8 protein-coding genes and 1 pseudogene are annotated in these 13,005 nt (G+C 55.2%); 6 read left to right on the top strand and 3 right to left on the bottom strand.

Translation table 11 applies throughout. The annotated features are described in order from the left end of the window. Window positions 1-240 (bottom strand): helix-turn-helix domain-containing protein (locus GCT13_RS44800; RefSeq protein WP_193727853.1); only part of this gene is annotated, 240 nt, incomplete at its 3' end. 505 nt (window positions 241-745) lie between these two features. Here GCT13_RS44800 and GCT13_RS44795 point away from each other — a divergent pair. The 5 genes from GCT13_RS44795 (at window position 746) to GCT13_RS44775 (ending at window position 10,190) form a co-directional block, all read left to right on the top strand. Further along, a complete protein-coding gene (locus tag GCT13_RS44795) occupies window positions 746-1,975 on the top strand; it encodes an efflux RND transporter periplasmic adaptor subunit (protein ID WP_152768118.1) in 1,230 nt (409 codons plus the stop codon). 16 nt (window positions 1,976-1,991) lie between these two features. Beyond that, on the top strand, window positions 1,992-5,147 hold the full coding sequence (locus GCT13_RS44790) for an efflux RND transporter permease subunit (protein WP_152768117.1): 3,156 nt from the start codon (window positions 1,992-1,994) through the stop codon (window positions 5,145-5,147). A 40-nt stretch (window positions 5,148-5,187) separates the two neighbouring features. Further along, window positions 5,188-6,675, top strand: coding sequence for an efflux transporter outer membrane subunit (locus GCT13_RS44785; protein WP_152768116.1), 1,488 nt, complete (start codon window positions 5,188-5,190; stop codon window positions 6,673-6,675). A 486-nt stretch (window positions 6,676-7,161) separates the two neighbouring features. Then, window positions 7,162-7,422, top strand: coding sequence for a hypothetical protein (locus GCT13_RS44780; protein WP_152768115.1), 261 nt, complete (start codon window positions 7,162-7,164; stop codon window positions 7,420-7,422). A gap of 725 nt (window positions 7,423-8,147) precedes the next feature. Continuing rightward, a complete protein-coding gene (locus GCT13_RS44775; protein WP_152768114.1) occupies window positions 8,148-10,190 on the top strand; it encodes an ATP-binding protein in 2,043 nt (680 codons plus the stop codon). A gap of 663 nt (window positions 10,191-10,853) precedes the next feature. On the opposite strand, the gene GCT13_RS44770 is transcribed toward GCT13_RS44775, so the two are convergent. Together GCT13_RS44770 and GCT13_RS44765 are read right to left on the bottom strand one after the other, a co-directional pair. Further along, window positions 10,854-11,375, bottom strand: coding sequence for an acyloxyacyl hydrolase (locus tag GCT13_RS44770; RefSeq protein ID WP_227747349.1), 522 nt, complete (start codon window positions 11,373-11,375; stop codon window positions 10,854-10,856). Window positions 11,376-11,923: 548 nt separating this feature from the next. After that, window positions 11,924-12,550, bottom strand: a pseudogene (locus tag GCT13_RS44765) (cupin domain-containing protein); the annotation flags it as partial. A gap of 128 nt (window positions 12,551-12,678) precedes the next feature. Between GCT13_RS44765 and GCT13_RS44760 the strand changes: the two are divergent. Further along, window positions 12,679-13,005: transposase (locus tag GCT13_RS44760; RefSeq protein ID WP_152768113.1), on the top strand; the 327-nt coding region annotated here is incomplete at its 3' end.

The following is a 13,005-nucleotide window of genomic DNA, read 5'->3' as shown; positions in this document are numbered from 1 at the left end:
CTCCTGATCTGCGCTCAGGCTGCGTCCGGTACCCGACGGACGACCGCGAGGCCCGACATCCACGGCACGCCAGCCGCCCGCCTCGTACGCCTTGCAGGCCGCAATCACCGTCGTGGGCGACATCTCGCAACGCAGCGCCACCTCTTTCAACGCTACGCCTTCGATGCGCATCTTCACCGCGCGGCGACGGCGTTCATTCAGTGCCGCCATCGGCAAGGTTCGGGAGTCGATTTTTTCCATAACACTTCCGACCATGTGTTGCGCTCAAAGTTTCAATATTTTATTGCCGGATCAATAGGAAGGTTCGATGTCTACCACGGATGGTTTGGATGTCGAAAAGCTCATTGGTGCGGCGTCTGGGTAACACGGTGCGAGAGGCGACGTGCACGGATTGGTTTTTTTAGAACATTTCCGGTACGAAGTACGATGGGCGTTCCGGAATTTGCTTGACGCATTACTCGCGCTTCCAGCGGTCCAAAAACGACTTCCCGATCACGATAGCGGCTTGGGTACGCGAACGGACGCTGAGTCCGTTGCTCGGACGGCGGTCTTCGGGGCGAAGATAAAAAACGCGTTCCATTCGCTCCATCGAAAAGCTTTCCTGAAAACCGCATCGCGCGATTCGTCTGTTCGTTCGCGCCATTACCAACTTTGCTCCCATGAAAACGATCGATTTGAGCGGGTTTGAGATGCTCTTGTGTGGTCGCGCTAACCAGGATACGACCGTTCTGACGAGATGTTTCATATGCGTACTAGAAATCCTTTTCACTTATTAACCGCGATTGCGGCTTCTGTCATTGCATTGTCAGCGTGCGGAAAAAAGGAATCCGCGCCAAGCCCCCAACTACCGGAGATTGGCTTCGTGACAGTCAATCCACAGCCAGTACCCATCTTCACCGAGCTGCCGGGACGCACTAGCGCGTATCTGGTGGCACAGGTGCGTGCGCGAGCAGACGGGATTGTACTTAGCCGCGACTTTATTGAGGGAAGTGAGGTAAGGGCAGGTCAATGCCTTTACAAGATCGATCCCGCTCCCTACATCGCCAAGGTAGATGCCGCAAAGGCCGCTCTTGCCAAGGCCGAAGCTAGTCTTATTACCGCGACTGCCTTGGCAAAGCGGGACAAAGTGCTGGTCGCGGCGAGTGCGATTAGCGAACAGGATTACGAGAATGCCGTCTCCGCGGAGAGAGCAGCTGCCGCCGATGTTGCTGCAGCAAAGGCCGAAGTGGAAACGGCACAAATCGATCTTCGCTACACCGACGTAATCTCACCCGTGACAGGTCGCACTGGTGTATCGCAGGTTACGCCAGGCGCATATGTTCAGGCGAGTCAGGCAACTTTAATGGATACCATTCAGGAGATCGATCGCGTATATGTCGATGTCTCACAAGCCAGCCTCGAGGGACTCAAGCTTCGTCGCGAGATTCAGGAAGGGCGTCTAAAGATATATGGTCCCAACGCGTCCAAAGTCACGTTGATTCTTGAAGACGGTCGTGAATATTCGCACAAGGGCGTTTTGCAATTCTCTGACGTGACCGTAGACCAATCTACAGGTTCGGTAATGTTGCGGGCGGTGTTTCCGAATCCGGATCGCATCCTGCTGCCTGGCATGTTCGTCCAGGCGCGTGTAGAGAAAGGTATCGACGAACATGCGTTTCTTGTACCACAGGTTGGTGTTACGCATGACCAGAAGGGGCGCGCGAATGCACTGGTAGTTGGACCCGATAACAAGGTGGTTGCGCGCTCAGTTGTCACGGCCGGCACGTACGGCGCTGACTGGGTCGTCGACAGCGGCTTGCAGCCCGGTGATCGAGTGATCGTGCAGGGTACTGGAAAAGTGCGTCCAGGCATGACCGTGAAGGCTGTTCCGGCGACCGATGCGACGACAGTAATCAGGCCTTCCGCGGAACCTGCCTCCCGACGCAGCCCTTCACCAGGTGCGCCCGCCTCACAATCTGCAGCCTCCGGCGTTTGAGTAGGAGTAGCGTTAATTGTCCAAGTTCTTTATCGATCGCCCGATTTTCGCGTGGGTGATTGCGATTATCCTGATGCTTGCAGGTGTAGCGTCCATCGTCGAGCTTCCAGTCGCGCAGTATCCGCAAATCGCGCCGCCTGCGATCCAGATCACGGCAAATTACCCCGGCGCTTCCGCGCAAACCGTCGAAAGTACGGTGACCCAGGTCGTCGAGCAGCAAATGAGCGGTCTCGATCACCTGCTGTACATGTCGTCGAGCAGCGATGACTCGGGCGGCTCGACGATTACGATTACGTTCGCGCCCGGCACAAACCCGGACATCGCACAGGTCCAGGTGCAGAACAAGTTATCACTTGCGACACCGCTTCTACCTCAGGCCGTGCAGCAGTTGGGCTTGCAGGTCACGAAATCAACTAGCAGCTATCTGTTATGGATCGCGTTCACATCAGATGATGGGAGCATGTCTTACGTCGACTTAACGGATTATGTTGCGTCGCATGTTCTTGATCCCATTAGCCGCATCAACGGGGTGGGCCAGACACGTTTGCTGGGCTCGCAGTACGCGATGCGGATCTGGCTCGATCCGTCCAGGCTGACCAACTATTCGCTGACGCCATTGGACGTTACGCATGCGATATCGAATCAAAACGTGCAGGTTGCGGCCGGGCAGATTGGGGGCACGCCAGCAGTAACGAACACTGTAATGCAGGCCACCATTACCGCAGCCACTCTTCTCCGAACACCAGAACAATTCGGCAACATCCAGTTGAGGGTTAATCAGGATGGCTCTCAGGTACGTCTGAAAGACGTGGCTAGAATCGAGCTGGGCGCGGAGACGTACAGTTTTGATACGAAGTTCAAGGGGCAGCCAGCCGCCGGCTTCGGAATTCAGCTTGCGCCGGGTGCTAATGCACTGCAGACGGTCAGCGCAATTCAAGCGAAGGTAACGGAACTTTCGGCCTCGTTTCCGCACGGGCTGGCGGTCCATTATCCGTACGACAGCTCACCGTTCGTGCATAAATCTATCGAGGAAGTCGTCAAGACACTGCTCGAAGGGATAGTGCTTGTTTTCCTGGTGATGTACCTGTTCATGCAGAATTTGCGTGCAACGTTGATCCCGACAATTGCCGTACCCGTTGTTTTACTCGGCACACTTGGCATCGCGAACGTGCTGGGTTTTTCGATCAACGTGCTGTCGATGTTTGGACTTGTGCTCGCGATCGGCCTGCTTGTCGACGATGCGATCGTGGTCGTCGAGAACGTAGAACGCGTGATGATGGAAGAGGGGCTATCACCACGGGAGGCGACTCGCAAGGCGATGGGACAGATTACGGGCGCGCTGATTGGTGTCGCACTGGTCCTGTCGGCTGTGTTTGTTCCGGTTGCACTCTCGGGTGGATCTGTCGGCGCGATCTATCGAGAGTTTTCTGTGACTATTGTATCGGCAATGGTTTTGTCGGTGCTCGTCGCGCTGATTTTGACCCCGGCACTTTGCGCGACGATCTTAAAACCGATTCCACGGGGTCATAAGATCGAAAAGAGAGGATTCTTCGGATGGTTCAACCGGATGTTCGATCTTAGTCGCGTCAAGTACCAAGGCGGTGTGCATCACGTCATCCGACGCTCTGGGCGCTGGTTACTGATCTACCTGGCGGTTATCGCTGGTGTTGCTGCACTCTTTATACAGTTGCCCAAGTCGTTCCTTCCAGACGAGGACCAGGGGTACATGTTCGTCATCGTGCAAACGCCGCCTGGTTCGACGAAAGAAATAACGGGACGGACGCTTTCGGACATCAACGACTACTTGCTGACGAGCGAGAAGGACGTCGTAGATTCGGTGTTTACGATGAATGGGTTCAGCTTTGCCGGCCGGGCTCAAAATGCGGGTCTTGCGTTCGTGAAGCTGAAAGACTTTGAACAGCGCCGGCGCGCAGATCAGAGCGTTCATGTGTTGATCCAGCGCGTGGCCGCACACTTCGCGAAATACAAGGACGCAAAGGTCATTCCATTTAACCCGCCTGCGATCCGTGAATTGGGTACGGCGTCTGGCTTTGACTTTGAATTGACGGATAACGCCGGCGTCGGACACCAGGCTCTGATGGATGCCAGAAACGAACTGTTACGTATGGCTTCCGAGGATCCAGTACTTTCGCTAGTACGCCCTAACGGCCTAAACGACACGTCCACGTATCGAGTCGATATCGATCGGGAGAAAGCACAAGCGCTTGGCGTGTCGCCGTCTGTGATCGACCAATCCTTGTCTATCGCGTGGGCCTCGCAATACGTGAACAATTTTCTCGACGCTGACGGTCGGATCAAGCGGGTTTATGTGCAGGCAGACGCGCCGTTCAGAAGGACGCCAGAAGACCTGAGTCGGTGGTATGTACGTAACGACGCCGGGACGATGGTGCCATTCAGCACTTTTGCTGACAGCGGGTGGGCGTACGGCTCTCCGAAGCTTGAACGCTACAACGGTGTGTCGTCTGTCGAGATCTTGGGCCAGGCTGCGCCTGGAAAAAGCACCGGGCAGGCTACGGCGGAAATGGAGGCGCTCGCGAGGAAACTGCCGGCAGGTATCGGTCATTCGTGGACTGGATTGTCGTTCCAGGAAGTTCAATCTGGCTCGAAAGCTCCGATCATCTACGGCACCTCGATTCTTGTTGTGTTCCTTTGTCTCGCGGCATTATACGAGAGTTGGTCGATTCCGTTCTCCGTGATTATGGTCGTGCCGGTCGGCGTGATCGGCGCGCTGCTGGCCACCACACTCCGAGGTCTTGAGAATGACGTGTTCTTCCAGGTCGGTCTTTTGACGACGGTGGGGCTGTCAGCAAAGAATGCGATTCTCATTGTCGAATTCGCGCGCGAACTGCAGGATAAGCAGGGGATGAGTCCGGTCGATGCGGCGCTTGAGGCGGCGCGCCTGAGGCTGCGCCCTATCATCATGACGTCCCTCGCGTTCATCTTTGGCGTCTTTCCGCTTGCCGTTAGTAATGGCGCCGGATCCGCTAGTCAGCATGCGATCGGGACAGGCGTGATCGGCGGGATGCTGACGGCGACGTTCCTGGCGGTCTTCCTGATTCCGATGTTCTACGTGAAGGTGCGAACGATGTTCGGTCGTAAGGGTGGTGGTGTCGATGAGGCCATGCGCACCATAGAGGAGCATGAGCAGTAAGCGCCCACCCATAGTGACGACCAAATCAATGAGAACCTCAATGAGACCCCTTGCCCTAACCATCGTAGCGGGAACGCTTATGGCGGCAGGCTGCACAATGACTCCAGCGTATCAACGTCCTACCGCGCCAACCTCAAACCTATATCCCACGGGTGGAGTGTATGCGACGCGGCCAGATCACAGCAGTGGAGATCGAAGTGCGAAGGAGCGCGCTGCGGTCGATATTGGATGGCGCGAATTCTTTGCCGATCCGAGACTGCAAAAACTTGTCGAAATCGCTCTCAGCAATAATCGCGATTTGCGCGTGGCTGTTCTCAACGTGGACGCCGATCGCGAGCGGTACCGCATAACGCGGGCTGCTTCATTTCCCGTAATTGATGCCTCGGCGGGGGCGAACGTACGACACGCGCCAAAGGATCTGGCAGTTTTTGGACAAACCGTTTCCAGGGATTATACCGTTGGCTTAAATACGTCTTGGGAGATCGATTTCTGGGGACGCATTCGGAGTTTGAGCGGTGCAGCCCTTGCGCAATATCTCGCAACGGCACAGGCGAGAAAGTCAGTCCATATTGCGCTTGTGGCTCAAGTTGCCGACGAATATCTAACGTTGCTTGCGTACGATGACCTCCTGACTGTCACGAAAAATACGCTATCGACGGCGCAAGCATCCTACGAGTTAACGAAGCTTCAGTTCGACACTGGGGTTGGCTCTGAACTTAACCTGAGGGAGGCGCAGAGTGTCGTAGACCATGCACGGGCGAATCTCCAGGCGCAAGCCCGTGCTCGGGCCCAAGCCGAGAACGCGCTCGTGCTTCTAATTGGTGAACCGTTGCCGGACGATCTGCCGCTTGGGTTGTCACTCGACGCCCAGGATCTGCTCGCGGATGTTCCCGCGGGGTTGCCGTCGGATTTACTTTCGCGTCGCCCCGACATCATGGCGGCCGAAGAGCAACTGATTGCGGCTAACGCGAACATTGGAGCGGCGCGGGCCGCATTCTTCCCCAGAATTTCTCTCACGGGAGCTTTCGGCACGGCAAGTCCGACATTGGAGGACCTTTTCAAAGCCGGATCAGCGGCTTGGAGCTTCGCTCCGCAGGTGGCCTTGCCGATTTTCGAGGGTGGCGCGAACATCGCGAACCTGGACCGAGCAAACGTTCTCAAAGAGATACAGATTGCGAACTATGAGAAAACGGTCCAGTCAGCATTCCGTGAGGTCACGGACGGTCTTGCTGCGCGTGGGACGTACGACAATGAGATCGCGACCCTTCGGCGCAATCAGGACGCACAGCGGCGCCGCTTTGATCTAGCTTACGCACGATATCGAAACGGCGCCAATAGTTATCTGTCGGTGCTCGCAGCACAAAACGATCTCTACTCGTCCGAGCAACAGTTGGTAGTCACACGACTCGCGCGATGGACCAGCATCGTTGACCTATATCACGCTCTCGGCGGGGGGTGGTTGGAACACTCGGGTGATAAGCCGATAGCGCCGGACGCTACTGCGGGCTATGCGCCAAACCGCGCATGAGGCTTAAGCTGCGCATGAGGCTTAAACTGCGGGCCGATGAAAGGCAGCCATCTATCGGCACTGAGCGTTTGTCGCAATAGCTTGCGTTTTCTCGCTGCGGCAACGGATCGTTTCCTGTCGCCGCAGAAAGGAATGCCGATCTTGTTTGGGGGTCGTCGTGTGTTGCTTCAACGGCTCGTGCCGGGCAGTGTTGCTCGCGATTATTGAGAAAGACAATTTTTTGTAGGTGTGACTCGATGGCCGTTCCTCGTTACGCGGTAACAGAGGCGATAGAAGTCCGGAGAGTTTCACAAGTCGTTCGTTGAGACGGGCCGACAGGGGATCCTTGTGATCGCGTATCGGCTCATATCTAAATGGTTTACGGGTGCACAAACCGACAACAATGAATTGTTCCAGTAGTGCTCAATTTCACGAACAGGTCGCTCTACACTAACTTCCGTTGGAAACCCGAGACATCAGGCACAGGACACTTCCCGGAGGAAAATTATGAAAATCTTTCAGTTTGTCGTCGCAGCCGCTATCGCACTGTCGACTGCGCCTTCGTTCGCGCAATCGACACCGCAAACGGTCAACGACGATGTCAGGGCTCAACTAACTCAGGAAAAGATGACGTATGGATATTCCGGTTCCGACGATCGCACCCAGACGGCGACATCAGGTTCTAAACCGACTGTGGTCCCACCGCATCGGATAACTGGAGTGGAGTTGGGCCGCTATTCACTATCTGTGGTGCGGCCGTCGTTTTGATCTCGTCGAAGCTGGATTCGTTCTGAGCTACTGTTGCATTCAGGTCGCAGGCGACGTTTCGATCTTCGAAACCGCGGATTCTGCGTAGCAGGCTGCCGATACAAGCTTCGCCGACTTGGCCAGATATTACGCAGTAAGACGTGAGCCGGACATCCATAGGTCACGAACATCTGGAAGCAATTCCGCGAGATGCCCCTCTCACACAGTGACGAGACCTATCGGCAAGACTCACTTTTTCGAATTTATTTTCGGTCAGCGCATGGGGACGGCTATATTACATCGAACCTGCGATTGGAACACGTGGAAGTTGTCGTAGTGCTTGGCGAAAACAGCAGGCTACTAAAAAGCGCGCAGTGCGGTAACTTGAGCCCTCGTTCGAGCTTGCGCGCCGTAGAGCTCGAGGCTTGACGCGGATAAAGTGCATTCACTCCCGATCTCAGTCTTGCTCATATACCTTTGTATGTTTAACGATACCAATAGAAGTCGGAATACCTCCCCAAAACTGGCGTCACCTCTGTACCATAGAACGAGACTGACGCATGACCTGTCCCTAACCCTAAAAACAGAAGAATTTGTATGTACATGGAAAGGCGGAGTCAGTGCAATGCGCCAATGGCTTCATTGACGCGAGACTGTCGGGCATGACTGAAGTCGATAATAATGCAAGTAAAGAACAATATTTTAGGTCGTGAAAAGCAGTCGTCTGCGATTTACATGACCTTCGCTTGCGCAACTCCAATTCTGACGGCGCGCGAGTGCGCGCAATCCTTATGGTCGAAAGTGAATCGATTATTCCGCCGGAGACGCTCGATAGGTGGCAATCCATCGTCGACGTTCTGGCGGACATCATTCAGGTGCCTGCAGCGTTAATAATGCGCTTACGAGGTGACTGCATTGAAGTGTTAGTTTCGAGCAATACGTCTGGAAATCCGTATACGCCGGGTCATAGTGAGTTAATCTGGAACTCTGGCCTGTATTGTGAAAGAGTTCTCAATACGCAAGCACGCCTGCTGGTGAATAATGCTCTCCTAGATCCGGAGTGGTGCGACAACCCAGACGTGAAGCTTCGCATGATTTCGTATCTGGGGTTACCGATATTCTGGCCGGATCGAAAACCGTTCGGCACCATTTGTGTTCTGGACAGTCGAGAAAATGGATATAACGTCGTTTGCGAACGGCTTATTTCTCAATTCCGCGACATCGTCGAACAACATCTGGAAACTATTTGTTCTACAGCGCGCTATCGTGCGAACGGTCTGAAAGATCAGAAAGCTCCCCGCAAAGATATTGCGACTTCGCCGGAGTACTTGCGGGTTTTTGTTGGAGACGCGACCGACGGTCTCATTCTGTATGATGACGCGGGGCAGATTAAGGACATTAGCAAGCAGCCCTGCCAGTTAATTGGCCGTTCTCATCAGCAATTGGCAGATGGTTGCATCAACGATTTGCGGGTTCGTTACGAAAACCAATGGCACAGTGTAGCATGGAAGAGTGCGAAGAACGTGAAGGTAGCTACGATTCCGTCGGCGTGCGTGCCGAACATCGATCAGACTAAGCACTCTGATATCAGGTTTTCGTGCCGGGCAACCGAAAGGCACAAGGCATTTTTGGGCGTTTTTCATCAGGCGAGAGCGCGTTTCGATGCCGACCGAATTTCACCAAAAAGACTGGCTACTGCCATAGACGACCAACGGATTGCCCTGGTTGGAACTTGGCGTTGGAACGTAAGGAGAGACGAATTCTTCGGATCTGAAGAATGCGCGCGGATACTCGGGGTAAAGCGATACGGTTCACGACTCTCCTATGACGCTGTTATCGCGCTAACTCATCCTGACGATCGACGTCGTGTGGCTGAAGAATTACAACATGCGATGTCAGGCCTTGTTCCCTTTCGGATCGAAACAAGGGTGCTACGGACGAAGGACACTGAATGTATCGTTGAAGTCGCTGGCCGACCCATCGTGAGCCGAAATGGGAAATCCGGTTTTCTCGGGACGCTTTCTGATGTCACGGAACGAGTACACGCGAAGAACACGCTGTATGCGACTCAGGCAGCGCTGGCAAGTGCATTACGCTCGTCTGCGATCGGAGAGTTGGCTGGCTCAGTGGTACATGAGATCAGTCAGCCATTGGGTGTAATCGCTAACTATGCTGGGACGATGCGTCGTTGGCTTGACCGGGCAGAGCCCGACTTGCTGGAGGTACGCGACGCAGCATATGGGTTGATCGAAGCGGCGGTCAAGGCGGGTGAAATCGCTGCCAGGCTAAAAGCGATTGCCCGGACCCCGTCAGTCAAGATGTCGAAAATTGATCTTGATGCCGCAATTGGGGAGGTGCTGGCATTGGCAAAGCATGACGTGCAGCTGCACGGTGCCGTACTATCGACCAACTTGCAAGTGCGCGGTACCGCGGTATGCGCTGACAAGGCGCGGGTCCAGCAAGTCATGCTCAATATGGTGTTTCGCGCTATGAGGGCAATGGCCTCGATGTCTGGCCGGACAAAAAAATTGTTAATCTCGTCTGAGCGAGTCAGCGAAGAATTCGTGCGCGTTACAGTGGAAGATAATGGTGTCTCACTGAACAATGAAGACTTCGAGCGCATTTTTGAACCACTTCCGACGGCGCGGCCCGACGATATGGGGATGGGCTTATCTGTTTGCCGGTCAATCATAGAAGCTCAAGGGGGGCGTGTGTGGGTAAAGTCGGGCTCCGCCGGGGGAACAATCCTTTGTCTTGAACTACGTTCTTACGCGCCAGAGGGCCAATAGGCCGCGGGTGGGCTATGTTAGAACACATTGAATCCGCCGCTATCTTCGTTTTCAGATCAGGTGTGGACGGCGTCGCATGTTAGACCATCATAACGGCGGAAATTTCCCTGACAGGATCTATGCGCTTATAGCTGCGAGATGGGCGGCCAGACGTGGCGCGTCACGTGCGCTTCGCTCTCCGCGAAGACGCTGGTAGCGAGCGCGGTCGAGTCATTGGAAGCGGGCACTTCGAGTTCCAACGGGCACCTCGGCGAAACGATAATCAGCGTGTGGGCTTCAAATCCACGGACGGTCTGTTCGTTAAGTGAAGTTTACCTGCGCGAGAGAGAGTGTCATGAAGGCCCGGCGCGGTAGAACCGTTGATAATGAGTTTGAAAGCGGGGCTAACAAGGCACTCTGAAAGCTTGATCACTTGAACTTTCGGGAGAGTCATCAGGCTGTTCAGGTCAAGCTGAGAGACGGAGGGTGCAGCTCGCGTCGCCAAGATTCTAGTCCTTCGGGTACGTGTGTTCACTTCGTCGAGCACGTGCGCTCCGAAAGATTATCGCAACCAGTCGGGTTCAAAGGAAGAGAGGATCTTGGCTCATCGGTATATACGGTACTTTACATTCGACAGTCTCGCAAACATCCGCCTTGAAGCAACCGGACCTCCAACCGAAGTCGTCAGAAATTGTATTGAACGTACAGCTGCTCGAAGTCGATGCCAGGATTTGGTTCTTTAATGCTCGCATTAGATAGATGCTGGAAGCGAAAGCCGGCCACATACTGTTGGCGGCCGCCAAAGCTTGCTCCGACGCCGACCATGTCGGCGAACTGAAAAGCGCTCGACATCGTGTAGTGGCTGGAAATTGAGGGATGTGAAAGCAATCTGACGCCGATTCCAGCCTCAACAAAAGGGCGAGTCGCTCCACTACTTTTGATGAAACGGAGGACCGGCGTCACGCCAAATTCAAAAACGTTGTCATGCACATCGGCCGTGCTCGAGTGCCAGTAAGCAACATGCCCTTCAAACACTGCGGTGAAGTGCCAGCCACCGATCGCCCACCACGACCATTGTGGATCCCACACGCCTCCGAGATCTACCTTACTCTCGTGCACGTCATGACTGTTTGCGATGCCGCCGGCGACCTGTACTCCAAACTGATCCGCACGAGCGAGCCTCGGTGCGGCGAATGAGAGCACCATCAAGAAGGCGGCCCCAATAAGTGAACGAGGCATTAAACCGGAGAAGCCTCGAACGATTGGATAGCGGAGAAGTTCGTTTAGATTGTTCACTTGCGTTCGATTTGATTATAGATTGATCTTACGCGGAACCTGACAGAATGAATCGGGACCCGCACATCGACGTAACGTAGCTTTTTGCGGCTGACTTTTCGGGGGACAAGTTTACCCATGTACGAGACGTCCCGGCGTGTTGACGCGACTATACGTGCGTATAGAAAATTCACCGCTAAGCGAATTTCCGGAAGCGACAAGAAAGGCGATTCACTTCGCGGTACCGGAAGAAGTGCAGTCGAAAAATCGATTGGTATTAGCTTAGTCCGAAAGGCTTTAGGTGCCAGCCTTGATGCACGGTGATCGGGCTTGCGAAGCGAGTATCGTGGAGTCACCTGGTGCCTGATTTTGAGTTGTGCGACGCTCAAGGCAGGCGCTGTTCCTGGCCTGCTCTCGCCAGACAGGTTCCGCGGCCGCGCTGGATTGGTAAACATGGCGGAAATGGCGGGGGCCAGTCATGGATGACCAGCAAGCGCGAGCAGACCTGCGGGGGCCTGCTCCGATTCACTCGCCGCGCGCAGCGAGAGTGTGAACAATGCTGAAGAAAGGGCGTTGAGGATGGCGAGCCCGCACGGTTTGTCGCTGGCGGACTCCTCGCGCATCAGTGCTACGAGACTGGCCAGGTGGTTCGACGCAGATGCGGGCCCCTGTTCAGCCTGGCCGGCCGCCTGTACCACCAGATTCGTCGGGAGGTAATCGCGAATCAGCCGGTCATGGGGCGGTTCGATGAAAAATTGGCCGCATAACATGTCCAGATGCTCGCCATCGCCATCGTTCTGGCTGAGCGTCCATCCGACCGAGCCTTGGCGGTTGTAGGTGGGACCGGATGCATGCCCGCTGCCATGCACGTGCGCTGACCCGCGAGTCAACAGCACGATGTCTCCGCCCACCAGTTCCCTGGTGGTTCCTGCTTCCAGATCCTCGATACTGGCCCGGCCCTTTAGCACGACGTGGTATGGAATTTCGTGGGCCGCCGACTTGACTCAAGTCACCCGCCAGGGCGCGCCTTAGGTACAGCGTACTTCCAGCGGGCCGGCTATGGTGATCATTTGCATGAAATAGCTCGGCCAGTCGACTCGGGACATAGGATCTCCGGAACTTGTGACGCTCTAGCATCTTATGCTGGTAGCACGCCCGTTGACGCACGGCGCGGCCCTGTGTGCTAATCGGACTCGCGGCGCAAGCTATCGACATGATGCTGCGACCACAAAAAATGGCGAGGCGGCGAGCGAGCCCTGGCATCTACCCGACAGACGTGTCCGACGAAGAGTGGAGCTTCGCGGCGCCGTATCTGACGCTGATGGATGAAGCAGCACCGCAGCGCAAGTACGAACTGCGAGAAATGTTTAACGCGTTGCGCTGGATCGTACGTGCTGGTGCGCCATGGAGAATGATGCCCAACAACTTTCCTCCGTGGGAACTGGTGTACCAGCAGACCCAGCGCTGGCTTCAGGCAGGCTGCTTTGAGAACATGGTCTGCGATTTGCGCTCGATCATCCGTGTGGCGCAAGGACGGCAGGGCCAGCCCAGCGCCGTGATC

Origin of the sequence: Paraburkholderia franconis, from assembly GCF_009362735.1 — a bacterium.
Taxonomy (GTDB): Bacteria; Pseudomonadota; Gammaproteobacteria; order Burkholderiales; family Burkholderiaceae; genus Paraburkholderia; species Paraburkholderia franconis.
Note: the sequence above shows the minus strand (reverse complement) of the source record. Positions and strands in the feature narration are given on the sequence as shown.